The 13,336-nt window shown below is 39.3% G+C and carries 15 protein-coding genes; 4 read left to right on the top strand and 11 right to left on the bottom strand.

What is annotated here, in order from left to right:
- Positions 1–37: 37 nt before the first annotated feature.
- The gene (locus tag OQX62_RS03145; RefSeq protein WP_265829944.1) at positions 38–379 is read right to left on the bottom strand and encodes a hypothetical protein; all 342 of its coding nucleotides are present in this window, start codon (positions 377–379) and stop codon (positions 38–40) included.
- A 185-nt stretch (positions 380–564) separates the two neighbouring features.
- Between OQX62_RS03145 and OQX62_RS03140 the strand changes: the two genes are divergently transcribed.
- From OQX62_RS03140 to OQX62_RS03125, 4 genes are all read left to right on the top strand, one after another.
- Positions 565–1,797 carry a porin gene (locus OQX62_RS03140; RefSeq protein ID WP_265829943.1) on the top strand — a complete coding sequence of 411 codons (1,233 nt, stop codon included), beginning with the start codon at positions 565–567 and terminating at the stop codon, positions 1,795–1,797.
- Positions 1,798–1,831: 34 nt separating this feature from the next.
- A complete protein-coding gene (locus tag OQX62_RS03135) occupies positions 1,832–3,376 on the top strand; it encodes an acyl-CoA carboxylase subunit beta (RefSeq protein WP_265829942.1) in 1,545 nt (514 codons plus the stop codon).
- 67 nt (positions 3,377–3,443) lie between these two features.
- Positions 3,444–4,559 carry a M42 family metallopeptidase gene (locus OQX62_RS03130; RefSeq protein ID WP_265829941.1) on the top strand — a complete coding sequence of 372 codons (1,116 nt, stop codon included), beginning with the start codon at positions 3,444–3,446 and terminating at the stop codon, positions 4,557–4,559.
- A 21-nt stretch (positions 4,560–4,580) separates the two neighbouring features.
- Positions 4,581–5,480, top strand: coding sequence for a nucleotidyltransferase family protein (locus OQX62_RS03125; RefSeq protein ID WP_265829940.1), 900 nt, complete (start codon positions 4,581–4,583; stop codon positions 5,478–5,480).
- A gap of 69 nt (positions 5,481–5,549) precedes the next feature.
- On the opposite strand, the gene dnaK is transcribed toward OQX62_RS03125, so the two are convergent.
- The 10 genes from dnaK to map form a co-directional block, all read right to left on the bottom strand.
- Entirely contained in the window at positions 5,550–7,466 is a 1,917-nt protein-coding gene (dnaK, locus tag OQX62_RS03120; RefSeq protein ID WP_265829939.1) for a molecular chaperone DnaK, read from the bottom strand.
- Between the two features lie 183 nt (positions 7,467–7,649).
- Positions 7,650–8,834 carry a class I SAM-dependent methyltransferase gene (locus tag OQX62_RS03115; RefSeq protein ID WP_265829938.1) on the bottom strand — a complete coding sequence of 395 codons (1,185 nt, stop codon included), beginning with the start codon at positions 8,832–8,834 and terminating at the stop codon, positions 7,650–7,652.
- 80 nt (positions 8,835–8,914) lie between these two features.
- Entirely contained in the window at positions 8,915–9,445 is a 531-nt protein-coding gene (gene rplQ, locus OQX62_RS03110) for a 50S ribosomal protein L17 (RefSeq protein ID WP_265829937.1), read from the bottom strand.
- 74 nt (positions 9,446–9,519) lie between these two features.
- Complete coding sequence (locus OQX62_RS03105) at positions 9,520–10,512, bottom strand: DNA-directed RNA polymerase subunit alpha (RefSeq protein ID WP_265829936.1); 993 nt, start codon at positions 10,510–10,512, stop codon at positions 9,520–9,522.
- Between the two features lie 79 nt (positions 10,513–10,591).
- Positions 10,592–11,200, bottom strand: coding sequence for a 30S ribosomal protein S4 (gene rpsD / locus OQX62_RS03100; protein WP_265829935.1), 609 nt, complete (start codon positions 11,198–11,200; stop codon positions 10,592–10,594).
- A 65-nt stretch (positions 11,201–11,265) separates the two neighbouring features.
- On the bottom strand, positions 11,266–11,655 hold the full coding sequence (gene rpsK / locus OQX62_RS03095; RefSeq protein ID WP_265829934.1) for a 30S ribosomal protein S11: 390 nt from the start codon (positions 11,653–11,655) through the stop codon (positions 11,266–11,268).
- A gap of 22 nt (positions 11,656–11,677) precedes the next feature.
- On the bottom strand, positions 11,678–12,055 hold the full coding sequence (gene rpsM / locus OQX62_RS03090) for a 30S ribosomal protein S13 (RefSeq protein ID WP_265829933.1): 378 nt from the start codon (positions 12,053–12,055) through the stop codon (positions 11,678–11,680).
- Positions 12,056–12,140: 85 nt separating this feature from the next.
- Positions 12,141–12,257 carry a 50S ribosomal protein L36 gene (gene rpmJ, locus OQX62_RS25085; RefSeq protein WP_010599887.1) on the bottom strand — a complete coding sequence of 39 codons (117 nt, stop codon included), beginning with the start codon at positions 12,255–12,257 and terminating at the stop codon, positions 12,141–12,143.
- A gap of 1 nt (position 12,258) precedes the next feature.
- A complete protein-coding gene (infA, locus tag OQX62_RS03080) occupies positions 12,259–12,477 on the bottom strand; it encodes a translation initiation factor IF-1 (protein WP_008244555.1) in 219 nt (72 codons plus the stop codon).
- Between the two features lie 71 nt (positions 12,478–12,548).
- Entirely contained in the window at positions 12,549–13,334 is a 786-nt protein-coding gene (gene map / locus OQX62_RS03075; RefSeq protein WP_265829932.1) for a type I methionyl aminopeptidase, read from the bottom strand.
- Positions 13,335–13,336 lie beyond the last annotated feature (2 nt).

Raw genomic sequence — 13,336 nt, 5'->3', positions numbered from 1 at the left:
GTTAATTTAAAGCTACAATGAGCCTGTTATAGTATAATCAGGAAAAGTTCGGTGGCGGTGTGGGTACGCTGGGATGATATGGATCTACATACCGTTTGAAATGATCAATATAACAGTTCTTAATACCAAAATCCTGCAACAAGGGTACATAAATAAAATGATGATGCAGGTAAACTGACTTATAGTCAAGTAACTTCAATAAATCCTTGCAGGAATCGCCTTCAGCGCTATGCTCCTGCTCTAGTTGCATAATGACCGATTTGATCGTTTTTTTGTCTATATGACCTACAAAAACGGGTGCAGCAGAAATCGCCATCTTCACCGTGAAGATACTGAGAAAGGCAACAACAATATGTAGGCGATATTTATACAGAAACATGATTTCTTCTTTGATCAGTATAATTCAAATGTAAGTGCTAAAATCATTTCTACAGCTAAGATCTTAAAAAAAAATGATATAAACTTTTCACACTTCTAAATACTAATCAGAACGATTTTTTAGGGAGATTGTTACAATAATTTACGATTTACCGTACTTTCGTAATTTTAGAACCTATCCAAATCATGAAAGTATATCTGCTAACCCTGGTATTGTTATACCCCCTGTTAGTCTTTTCGCAAAATAATAACGCACCTTCATCTTACGATATACATGATATCAAGATCACAGGCTATCTGCAGACACAGTTCCAGCAGGCACAAACACAGGGAATTTCTTCTTTCTCCGGGGGAGATTTTGCCGAGAATTCCGATAACCGTTTCATCATACGCAGGGGCAGGTTAAAGATTGACCGTGTAGATAAATACTCCAGTATCGTTTTCCAGATTGATGCAACACAGAACGGGCTGCAACTAATGGATGCATTTATACAATTACATCAGCCTGATTATAAACAAGTAAAATTTACGGCAGGTCTGTTTAACAGACCTTTCGGTTATTCTATTATCTATTCTTCGGGATACAGAGATTTCCCCGAAAGAGCGAGGATGTTTCAGACATTAATGCCAAGAGAACGTGATATCGGTGGTATGGTCACTTACCAGCCTACCAGGGCTTTCCATTTTCTGACGGCTGATCTGGCAGTTGTTAACGGCAGCGGACTTTTTGCGAGAGATTACGACTCAAAAAAAGATCTTGTGGGTAACCTCACTTTTAAATTTGACAGTCTGGCCGGTAAAAAGTTCCATATTGGCTTCGGCGGTTCCTTTTATAAAGGTTCTGTAAGAAATGATACACAAAGTTATTATACCAGCAGTGCCACTGGTTTTACCAAACATACCGACCCTGCTTATGAAGGTGATAATTTCAAAAGAAACTATTTTGGCGGCAACGTGCAATTACAGTATGACTCTCCTTTTGGCGTAACCACGCTGAAGAGTGAATATGTAGCAGGTACACAACCAGGTGTAGCTTCCTCCTCCTCTGTGAGAGGGTCTGTAGCGAGTACCAGCTTTTCCACGCAGCCGGCAACGGACCTTTACCTGAGATCTTTTGAGGGCTACTATGTTTGGTTCACCCAGCAAATCCTTAAGACCAGGTTCAATGCACTGCTCGCCTATGATGTGTATGACCCTAACAGCAAATTATCAGAAAATCAGATCGGTCCTGACAACCTCAGTACCGCTGGCGATATCAAATTCAGTACTTTAGGTTATGGCTTCACCTATATGTTCAACAACAGGGTAAAGTTTACTTTCTACAATGAACATGTCACCAACGCCCCGACAGCTCTTGAAAACTATCAGAAAGATATCAGAGATGATGTATTCACTGCACGTTTACAATATCGCTGGTAATCTTTACATTTATAAAATATGAGCCTAAAATGCTATGAATAAAAAAATCTCAGTACTGCAGGATAAGATCAAACAGGCACATGCCGGTGGAGGTCCGCTCAGAATCGAAAGCCAGCATAAAAAAGGTAAACTAACGGCGAGAGAACGTATCCATTTCCTGATGGACGAAGGTTCTTTTGAAGAAATCGGGATGTTTGTTACACACAGAAGTACGGACTTTGGGATGGAAACTGAAAAGTATCTGGGCGATGGTGTGGTAACCGGATACGGGAATGTAAATGGCAGACTGGTATATGTCTTTTCGCAGGACTTTACTGTTTTTGGCGGTTCACTCTCAGAAACGCATGCAGAAAAGATCTGTAAGATTATGGAAATGGCATTGAAAAATGGTGCGCCTTTAATCGGATTAAATGATAGCGGCGGTGCCCGTATCCAGGAAGGCGTGGTTTCATTGGGCGGCTATGCTGATATTTTTTACCGCAATGTACAGGCTTCAGGTGTGATCCCCCAGCTTTCTGCCATCATGGGCCCTTGCGCGGGAGGTGCCGTTTACTCACCGGCAATTACTGACTTTATCCTGATGGTAGAGCATACTTCCTATATGTTCGTGACCGGTCCGAATGTAGTCAAAACAGTTACCCATGAACAGGTAAGTTCAGAAGAATTGGGTGGTGCAGGTACGCACGCTACCAAATCCGGAGTTACCCATTTTGCCTGTGCAAATGAGCTTGATGCGATCAGTCATGTCAAAAAATTACTCAGTTACATGCCTCAGAATTGTGAAGAAATGCCGGCTTTATTAGTCTATGATCAGGACCAGGAAGAATCACGTCCGGTACTCAATGAAATCATTCCAGAAAATGCAAATCAGCCTTATGATGTGCGTGGAATAATCGATCAGCTTGCTGATGAAGAAAGTTTTCTTGAAGTACATAAAAATTATGCGGAGAATATCGTAGTCGGATTTGCCAGACTGGCAGGAAGAAGTATAGGGATTGTGGCTAATCAGCCTGCCTATCTTGCAGGAGTACTGGACAACCATGCCTCTGTTAAAGCTGCCCGTTTTGTGAGGTTCTGCGATTGCTTTAATATTCCTTTACTGGTCTTAGAGGATGTTCCCGGATTCTTGCCAGGGACTGATCAGGAATGGAATGGCATTATCACCAATGGTGCAAAGTTACTCTATGCCTTTAGTGAAGCCACCGTACCGCGAATTACGGTCATTACCAGAAAAGCATATGGCGGAGCTTATGATGTGATGAATTCCAAGCACATTGGTGCTGATTTGAACTATGCATGGCCTACCGCCGAAATAGCCGTGATGGGTGCAAAAGGAGCAGCAGAAATTATCTTCAAAAAAGAGATCAGCACTGCCGCAGATCCTGCAGCAAAACTGGTGGAAAAAGAGAAGCTGTATGCTGATACATTTGCCAATCCTTATCGTGCTGCTGAAAGGGGTTTCGTAGATGAAGTGATCACACCATCCATTACACGTTTAAAATTGATCAGGGCTTTTAAAATGCTCGAAAACAAAGTAGTAAACACACCGCGCAAGAAACATGGAAACATTCCATTGTAAATAAACTTACCTATAGTATGATGCTTAGAGCCATCTTTATATATTTGTTTATCATAAACATATAAAGATGGCTAAAAAGAAAGACGAAAAACAGAAACATGTATCTGTCGTTAATAAGAAATCACTCCAGTTTTTTGAAGAATATATTAATAATCCATCCCCTACGGGATTTGAATACCCTGGTCAGAAACTTTGGCTAGATTACCTGAAACCCTATATAGATGAAAGTTTCATAGATAATTATGGAACTGCTGTTGGTGTAATTAATCCGGAAGCAACGTACAAAGTTGTTATAGAAGCACATGCCGATGAGATTTCATGGTTCGTGAATTATATTACGAATGATGGTTTAATATACGTCATCAGAAACGGTGGCTCAGATCATCAGATTGCACCCTCTAAACGCGTTAACATTCACACTGATAAAGGCCTGGTAAAAGCCGTATTCGGATGGCCTGCTATTCACACACGCGGTGCAGGTGAAAAAGAAGAAGCACCTGCCCTTAAAAATATCTTCCTGGATTGCGGATGTACCACAAAAGAAGAAGTAGAAAATCTGGGTGTCCATGTAGGCTGCGTAATTACTTACGAAGATGAGTTCATGGTATTAAATGACAGGTACTACGTTGGTCGTGCGCTGGACAACCGCGCGGGTGGATTTATGATTGCTGAAGTCGCACGTTTGTTAAAAGAGAACAAACAAAAACTGCCATTCGGATTGTACATCGTTAACTCTGTGCAGGAAGAAATCGGTTTGAGAGGTGCAGAGATGATCGCACACCGCATTAAACCAGATGTGGCTATCATTACTGATGTAACACATGATACTTCAACGCCGATGATCAATAAGATCACCCAGGGAGATCTGGCCTGCGGTCGTGGTCCGGTAGTTTCCTATGCACCCGCGGTACAGACTAACCTCAATAAATTACTGATTGAAACAGCAGAGAAAAATGATATCCCATTCCAGCGCCAAGCTTCTTCACGCTCAACAGGAACGGATACTGATGCTTTTGCCTATTCTAATGGCGGCGTTCCCTCTGCATTGATTTCTTTACCTTTACGCTATATGCATACCACCGTAGAGATGATTCACAAAGAAGATGTAGATAATGTGATCAGTCTCATCTACCACTCTCTGCTTAACATTCAAAAAGATCACGATTTCAAATACAATAAATAATATTTCATCTACACATATCAAATGAAACCTACCCTTTTAATACTCGCCGCTGGTATGGCAAGCCGTTACGGCAGCATGAAGCAGATTGACGGCTTCGGGCCAAATGGCGAAACGATAATTGATTATTCTATACATGATGCAATCAAAGCTGGCTTTGGAAAAGTTGTATTTATTATCAAAGAAGAATTTGAGGACAATTTCAAAGCGATTTTCGAACCTAAGCTTAAAGGCAAGATCGCGACGGACTATGTTTTTCAGAACTTTGATCTTAAACAATACGGCATAGACCTGGAAATAGAAAGAGCCAAACCATGGGGTACAGGCCACGCTATCCTGGCTGCAAGGCATGCCATAAAAGAACCCTTCTGTGTCATCAATGCAGATGACTTTTATGGTCTTGACGCATTCGAAAAAATGGTGGAATTTCTTACTGAAGAAGTTACTGGCAGTAACTATTCCATGATTGGCTATGAAATTGCCAAAACCTTATCCGATTTCGGCTCTGTGTCGCGAGGTGTATGTAAAGTAAGTCATGACGGTTATCTTGAAGAGATCGTTGAACGTACCAAGGTATTTCACGGCGAGGAGACTATTCTTTATGAAGAAGACGAGAAGCAATATCCTTTAGCATTAGATACCCGTGTTTCAATGAATTTCTGGGGCTTTACTCCTGAAGTATTCAAGATTTCGGAAGAGCTGTTCCGTGAATTTGCAAAGACGCATACAGAAGATCCTAAGTCCGAATTCTTTATTCCAATTATCGTGGAGACCCTGCTGAATTCAGAAAAGGCAGATTTCAAAGTAGTACCTACCAGCAGCAAATGGTTTGGTGTTACCTACAAAGAAGATAAACCAGTAGTGCAGGCCAGCATAGATCAACTGATTCAGGATGGTGTTTATCCGGAAAATCTTTGGAACTAAAAAACCTATTGTATACAAAAAGGGGGCTCAATTAATTGAAGCCCCCTTTTTTATGAATGAACAATAAGATTATTTCTTATCGTCTTTTACTTCTTCGAAGTCTACATCAGTAACGTTATCGCCACCTTGTGCAGAAGAGTCGTTTGAAGCTTGTTCAGCACCACCTGCAGCAGGAGCACCATCTTGACCAGCTTTGTACATCTCTTCAGAAGCTTCATTCCAGGCAGCTTGCAATTCTTCCTGAGCAGAATCAATATCAGCAAAACTTCTTGCAGCGTGAGCAGCAACTAATTTCGCTAATCCAGCTTCAATCGGTGCTTTTTTATCAGCAGAGATTTTATCACCAAATTCTTTCAATTGTTTTTCTGTAGAGAAGATCAATGCATCAGCGCTGTTGATTTTATCAGCTTCTTCTTTAGCAATTTTGTCAGCATCAGCATTTTGCTCAGCTTCTTCTTTCATTCTTTTGATTTCTTCATCAGTTAAACCAGATGAAGCCTCAATACGAATTTTTTGTTCTTTACCAGTAGCTTTATCTTTAGCAGATACATGAAGGATACCGTTAGCATCAATATCAAATGCAACTTCAACCTGAGGAACACCACGTGGAGCTGGTGGAATACCATCTAAAATGAAACGACCAATTGTACGGTTCTGAGCAGCCATTGGACGCTCACCTTGTAAAATATGGATTTCAACTGAAGGCTGGTTATCAGCAGCAGTAGAGAAAGTCTCCGCTTTTTTAGATGGAATAGTAGTGTTGGCTTCGATCAGTTTAGTCATTACACCGCCCATAGTCTCAATTCCTAAAGAAAGAGGAGTAACGTCTAATAACAATACGTCTTTAACTTCACCTGTTAATACACCACCTTGAATTGCAGCACCGATAGCTACTACCTCATCAGGGTTTACACCTTTAGAAGGATCTTTACCGAAGAAAGCTTTAACAGCATCCTGAATAGCAGGAATACGTGTAGAACCACCTACTAAGATAATTTCATCAATATCACTAGTTTTTAAACCAGCATTTTTCAATGCAGATTTACAAGGCTCAATAGTACGTTTGATTAAATCAGCAGCCAATTGCTCAAATTTAGCACGGCTTAAGTTTCTAACCAAGTGTTTAGGTCCGCTTGCGTCTGCAGTGATATATGGTAAGTTAATTTCAGTTGAAGTAGTGCTTGACAACTCAATTTTAGCTTTTTCAGCAGCTTCTTTCAAACGTTGTAATGCCATTGGATCCTGAGCAAGGTCCATACCATTTTCAGTTTTAAATTCAGCAGCTAACCAGTCAATAATAATGTGGTCAAAATCATCACCACCTAAGTGTGTATCACCGTCAGTAGATTTAACTTCAAAAACACCATCACCTAATTCTAATACTGAAACGTCATGGGTACCACCACCGCAGTCAAAAACAACAATTTTCATGTCTTTGTGCGCTTTATCCAAACCATATGCTAAAGCTGCAGCAGTAGGCTCGTTGATAATACGTTTAACTGTTAAACCAGCAATTTCACCAGCTTCTTTAGTCGCCTGACGTTGTGCATCATTGAAATATGCAGGAACAGTAATAACTGCTTCTGTCACTTCATGACCTAAAAAGTCTTCAGCTGTTTTTTTCATTTTCTGCAGGATCATTGCAGAAATCTCCTGTGGAGTATATTTACGATCATCAATTTCAACGCGTGGAGTATTGTTATCTCCTTTGATTACCTTGTAAGGTACGCGGCCAGCTTCTTTAGACACCTCAGCAAAGCTGCTGCCCATAAATCGCTTAATTGAATAAATTGTTTTTGTTGGGTTTGTGATTGCCTGGCGTTTTGCAGCATCACCTACTTTACGTTCCCCATTTTCTGCAAAAGCAACAATGGATGGCGTTGTACGTTTACCCTCACTGTTGGCTATAACTACAGGTTCGTTACCTTCCATTACGGCTACGCAAGAGTTTGTTGTTCCTAAGTCTATACCAATAATTTTTGACATGCTATTTTATCTTTTGTTGTTATGAATTCTTATTTTCTAATTCTGTTTAACAAGCCATGTGCCAATTGGTATTTGGCAGGCAAACAGACACCTATTTATTAAAATCGGTTAAAATGTAAATAAAATGGAAAGGCATTTATGACAGGTTGTCATAAATGCCTTTCCATTACGGCAAAAGGCATATTACAGCCCCATCAATTTCTCGAGGTGATGATATCTTATGCCAAAATATTTCTTTGTGTTGCTGATCTTTTCCAGGATACCAGCCTTATCGGATAAATTGTCTTTAGTACGTACGCCAACAACTAAAACATTTTTTGGTGTATGTGCATCAGAAATGAATTCAAACACCCTAGTTTTATATCCGGCATACTCCAGCAGCAACGCGCGAATTCCATCGGTCACCATCTCTGCCTGCCGCTCCAGAAAAATTCCGTACTTTGTTAAAAAGTCAAGATCGTTCTTCGCTTTTCCCTTCTCTATCTCTCTGCGTATCTGCTTATGGCAGCAGGGGGCCACAACAATCAGTTCCGCCCGTGCCTGGATTCCTTTAAAGATAGCATCATCAGTAGCCGTATCACAAGCATGTAAAGCAATCAGTAAATCAAGTGTTCCTGCATCATAATCTTCGATAGTGCCTTGCACAAAACTTAAACCAGAGAAACCTGAATCAGTCGCAATTTGATTACATAAGGCAACCATGTCCTGCCTGTATTCTACGCCTACAACTTCCGCTTCTATTTTTAAGGTATTGAGCAGGTAATCATACAAGGCGAAAGTCAGGTATCCTTTACCGGATCCCATATCCACCACTTTCTTCGCACCGCCCTTTTTTAAAGACCTGATCATCGGATCCAGCAAAGCGATGTATTGGTTGATCTGTTTATATTTATCTTGTGCATTTTTATACACCACACCGTGCTGATCAGTAATCTTCAGCTGTTGCAGATAAGATTTATCACCCGGCTGTATCAGTCGTTTTTTTTCCTTGTCGTGCGACAAGTCAGGCACCAGTACTGTTTTATTTAATTTTTCCCTCAGGGTTACCACTCCTTTTTTATCATACTCGGCAATCACCTCTTTATCCGAAGTAAACAAAGTGCAAATCCTGAAATCATTACTCATAAAATGACTAATCAATTTCAGTCCATCAGCAACGGGCAGATTTTTGATGGTATCTCTGGTTTTAGCACGATAAGTAAAAGATAACATGTCTGCCTTTTTGATTTTGAGGCGACGAACGTATACATTCTTCAATTCCTTGTCATTCCCCTGATAATTTCCCAGGGAAGCCTTAATAAACAGATTAGCGCTGATACTATCAGCCAGCTGCTGGTGAAAATCCTGAAGTGAATTTTGATTCGACATAAACTAAATTAAAATTTTAATATAAGAAAAGCCCTGTCCAACTAAGAACAGGGCTTTCTGTATTTTGATGAAAAGGAATACTATTCTCCTTTATCTTCAGTAGCTTCTTCAGCAGCAGGTGCTTCAGCAACTTCTTCTTTAGCTTCAACTGCTTTCTCTTCTTTCACTTCAGCAGCATCACCTTTTTTGGCTTTACTTCTTCCACGACGAGTAGTTTTCTTTTCTGCAGCTTCAGTATCTACACCATAGATCTCATTGTAATCAACCAATTCGATTAACGCCATCTCAGCGTTATCACCTAAACGATTGTTTAATTTGATGATCCTTGTGTAACCACCCGGACGATTTGCAACCTTCGCTGCGATATCGCGGAACAATTCAGTTACAGAATCTTTATCTTGTAAATAGCTAAATACAGTACGACGTGAATGTGTAGTATCGTTTTTAGATTTAGTGATTAAAGGCTCAACATACATACGTAATGCTTTTGCTTTTGCTAAAGTGGTAGTAATCCTTTTAGCTTTAATCAATGAAGATGCCATATTCGCAAGCATTGCTTTACGATGGGAAGTTGTTCTACCTAAGTGGTTGTGTTTTTTACCGTGTCTCATTTTGAATTTATTCAGCGTATACCGTCTCTGTTAACAGAGGGAATTATACACTATTAACAATATTGTTATTTATTTTATTCTTCGTCCAGTTTGAATTTAGCTAAATTCATTCCGAAAGACAGTTGTTTAGACTTAACTAATTCCTGAATTTCAGTTAATGATTTTTTACCGAAGTTTCTGAATTTTAACATGTCAGCCACATCATAAGAAACCAGGTCTGCCAATGTACGGATATCAGCTGCTTTAAGGCAGTTTAATGCACGTACTGAAAGGTCAAGATCAACTAATTCAGTTTTAAGGATTTTACGCATATGTAAGATTTCCTCGTCTACTTCTTTAGTTTCTTCTTTTGCCTGAGATTCTAATACTAAATTCTCATCAGAGAACAACATGAAGTGTTGAATCAAAATTTTAGCTGCTTCTTTCAAAGCTTCTTCAGGATGGATTGATCCATCTGTAGAGATATCTAAAATTAATTTTTCATAATCTGTTTTCTGCTCAACACGATAGTTTTCAATCGTATATTTTACATTTTTCATTGGGGTAAAGATCGAATCGATCGCGATTACACCAACAACAGCATCATTGATTTTATTTTCTTCTGCAGGAACATAACCACGTCCTTTATTGATAGTTAATTCTACCTCTAAAGTAACAGATTTCTCCATGTTACAGATAACGAAATCCGGATTAAGGACTTCGAAGTTATTGGAGAATTTTGTGATGTCTCCAGCAAGAAACTGATCCTGGCCATTAACTACAATAAAGACTTTTTCAGAGTCACCTGAATCACCAACTTTTTTAAAACGAACTTGTTTTAAATTCAAGATAATTTCAGTTAAATCCTCTACAACACCTTTCATGGTAGAAAACTCATGTGATACGCCAGAAAAACGAATACTTGTAATGGCATAACCTTCTAACGAAGAAAGAAGAATTCTTCTTAGGGCATTACCAATTGTTACACCGAAACCGGGTTCTAAGGGACGAAATTCAAATATACCATCGAAATCAGTTGATTTCTGCATGATGACCTTATCGGGTTTCTGAAATGCTAAAATTGCCATTTATAATGTTTTTAGATCGTTATTAAAATTTTGTAACGCAAAAAGTTAGCTGCCTCAAAGAGACAGCTAATTGAATATATTACTTAGAGTATAACTCGATAATCAAGTTTTCTTTAATATTTTCCGGAATCTCATCACGATTAGGATAAGCCAGGAATTTACCAGTTAATTCACTTGCATTCCAATCTAACCAATTGAATTTATTGATTACTCTTCCTGCTACTGAATTTGCGATACTTTCTAAAGATTTAGATTTTTCACGAACTGCAATAACGTCTCCTGCTTTTAATTGATAAGAAGGGATATTTACTACTTCACCGTTCACTGTTACGTGTTTATGGCTAACTAACTGGCGTGCAGCTGAACGTGTAGTCGCAATACCTAATCTATAAACTGTATTATCTAAACGCGCTTCTAACAATTGTAACAAGTTATCACCAGTGATACCCTGACGTGCTGAAGCTTTAGTGAACAAGTTACGGAATTGACGTTCTAATACACCATAAGTGTATTTAACTTTTTGTTTCTCCATTAACTGTACTGCGTACTCAGATTGTTTACCTCTTCTTTTGGAAGCTCCATGTTGTCCAGGAGGATAGTTTTTTCTATCTAATACCTTATCAGGGCCGAAAATTGGCTCTCTGAATTTACGCGCGATTTTGGACTTTGGTCCTGTATATCTTGCCATTGCTTTTTGTTTTAAAGTATCGTGCAACCTGAAGCTGCAGACTCTTAGCTTTAAAAATTAATAAATTAAACTCTTCTCTTCTTAGGAGGACGACATCCGTTGTGCGGAAGCGGTGTGATATCTTTGATAGAGGTTACTTCGATACCTGAGATTTGCAATGTTCTAATTGCAGACTCACGACCAGAACCCGGACCTTTAACAAAAACTTCTACTTTACGCAGACCTAAATCAAATGCTACTTTACCGCAATCAGATGCAGCCTGGCCAGCAGCGTATGGAGTGTTCTTTTTAGAACCCTTGAATCCCATTTTACCTGCCGAAGACCATGAAATAGTTTGACCGTTGTTGTTTGTTAGGGTAACAATGATATTGTTAAAAGTAGCATTGATGTGGGCCTGACCAACAGACTCGATAACAACAATACGCTTTTTGGTTACTTTTTTACTCTTAGCCATAATTATTATTCGGTACTAAATTTTATTTAGTAGCTTTTTTCTTGTTAGCAACTGTTTTTCTCTTGCCTTTACGTGTACGAGAATTGTTCTTAGTACGTTGTCCACGAACCGGTAAACCTTTTCTGTGACGTAATCCACGGTAACATCCGATGTCCATTAAACGTTTAATGTTTAACTGAACCTCAGAACGTAAAGCACCTTCTACTTTAATGCTATCGTTGATGATCGTACGGATTGCTGATAACTCATCATCAGACCAGTCTTGTACTTTTTTGCTAAAATCGATACCTGCTTCAGTTAATATACGCTGAGCAGTTGATCTGCCTACACCGAAGATGTAAGTTAACCCAATTTCGCCTCTTTTGTTTCTTGGTAAATCTATACCTGATATCCTTGCCATATTTGAACTAATGTTTGATTATTTGATTAAATGACCGATTGTGTAACCAGTACATTCAATCTAATCATAACTCAATAATTTCTTTTTAACCTTGACGCTGTTTGTACTTAGGATTTTTCTTGTTAATAACGTAAAGTTTACCTTTACGACGAATAATCTTGCAATCAGCACTGCGTTTTTTAATTGATGACCTAACTTTCATTTTATTTATATCTATAAGTAATCCTGCCTTTTGATAAGTCGTAAGGCGACATCTCTAATTTTACTTTGTCTCCAGGTAAAATTTTGATGTAGTGCATCCTCATCTTACCCGAAATATGAGCAATAATCTCATGACCATTCTCCAGCTCTACGCGGAACATGGCATTTGATAATGCTTCTCTTATTACACCGTCTTGTTCAATCGAGGCTTGTTTAGCCATATAATATTGATTTTTACTTGATTAGCTGCTGTTAAACAGGGCTGCAAAAATAATTAAAATAATTTAATTATTTACCTTTTTTCTTTTAAAACTTCTTCAATATATGAAAAGGTCGATAAAACGTCTGCTTTGCCCCTTTTTATTGCTACAGTGTGCTCAAAATGTGCTGAAGGTCTGTTATCTCTACTAGTGACAGTCCAACCATCAGACCAAAATTTCACGTTAGCTGTTCCGGCGTTAATCATTGGTTCAATGGCAATTACCATTCCTTCCTCTAATTTCATTCCCACGCCCTTCCGTCCGTAATTAGGAACTTCAGGTTTCTCGTGTAACTGAACACCTACTCCATGGCCAACCAGCTCTCTCACTACACCGAAGCCGTTGTCTTCTGCTAAGGACTGGACTGCGTAACCAATATCACCGATTCTGGATCCTACTACAGCCTTATCAATTGCGCGCTTCAAACATTCCTGCGTAACGTCTATAAGCTTCTGCTGCTCCACGCTGATCTCCCCTATAGAGAAAGTATAAGCCGAGTCGCCAAAGAACTTATTTTTGATTACACCACAATCGACAGAGATCAAATCTCCCTCTTTGATCACATAGTCTCCCGGAAAGCCATGAACAACCTGCTCATTAGGCGATATACAAAGAGAGTATGGAAATCCATTGTAGTTTAAGAATGCAGGTATTGCGCCATTATCTTTGATATAAGTCTCCGCGACATCATTCAACTTTTTAGTGGTTACTCCAGGTCCTATAACTTTGGCTACTTCAGCCAGCGTTTTAGCCACCAGTATGGAGCTCTCACGGATCAGTTCAATCTCTTTGGGAGACTTATAATAGATCTTAGACATTC

It is taken from the genome of Pedobacter sp. MR2016-24 (genome assembly GCF_026239655.1).
In the GTDB taxonomy this organism is placed as follows: domain Bacteria; phylum Bacteroidota; class Bacteroidia; order Sphingobacteriales; family Sphingobacteriaceae; genus Pedobacter.
The sequence above is the reverse complement of the archived record's forward strand: the minus strand, read 5'-3'. Positions and strand labels throughout refer to the sequence as shown.

Bases quoted from the DNA above. Each gene is read 5' to 3' on its own strand.
- OQX62_RS03105 (WP_265829936.1), bottom strand. From the start codon at position 10,512: ATGGCAATTTTAGCATTTCAGAAACCCGATAAGGTCATCATGCAGAAA.
- infA (WP_008244555.1), bottom strand. From the start codon at position 12,477: ATGGCTAAACAAGCCTCGATTGAACAAGACGGTGTAATAAGAGAAGCA.
- OQX62_RS03135 (WP_265829942.1), top strand. From the start codon at position 1,832: ATGAATAAAAAAATCTCAGTACTGCAGGATAAGATCAAACAGGCACAT.
- rpsK (WP_265829934.1), bottom strand. From the start codon at position 11,655: ATGGCTAAGAGTAAAAAAGTAACCAAAAAGCGTATTGTTGTTATCGAG.
- dnaK (WP_265829939.1), bottom strand. From the start codon at position 7,466: ATGTCAAAAATTATTGGTATAGACTTAGGAACAACAAACTCTTGCGTA.
- OQX62_RS03125 (WP_265829940.1), top strand. From the start codon at position 4,581: ATGAAACCTACCCTTTTAATACTCGCCGCTGGTATGGCAAGCCGTTAC.
- rpmJ (WP_010599887.1), bottom strand. From the start codon at position 12,257: ATGAAAGTTAGGTCATCAATTAAAAAACGCAGTGCTGATTGCAAGATT.
- OQX62_RS03130 (WP_265829941.1), top strand. From the start codon at position 3,444: ATGGCTAAAAAGAAAGACGAAAAACAGAAACATGTATCTGTCGTTAAT.
- map (WP_265829932.1), bottom strand. From the start codon at position 13,334: ATGTCTAAGATCTATTATAAGTCTCCCAAAGAGATTGAACTGATCCGT.
- OQX62_RS03140 (WP_265829943.1), top strand. From the start codon at position 565: ATGAAAGTATATCTGCTAACCCTGGTATTGTTATACCCCCTGTTAGTC.
- rplQ (WP_265829937.1), bottom strand. From the start codon at position 9,445: ATGAGACACGGTAAAAAACACAACCACTTAGGTAGAACAACTTCCCAT.
- rpsM (WP_265829933.1), bottom strand. From the start codon at position 12,055: ATGGCAAGGATATCAGGTATAGATTTACCAAGAAACAAAAGAGGCGAA.
- rpsD (WP_265829935.1), bottom strand. From the start codon at position 11,200: ATGGCAAGATATACAGGACCAAAGTCCAAAATCGCGCGTAAATTCAGA.
- OQX62_RS03145 (WP_265829944.1), bottom strand. From the start codon at position 379: ATGTTTCTGTATAAATATCGCCTACATATTGTTGTTGCCTTTCTCAGT.
- OQX62_RS03115 (WP_265829938.1), bottom strand. From the start codon at position 8,834: ATGTCGAATCAAAATTCACTTCAGGATTTTCACCAGCAGCTGGCTGAT.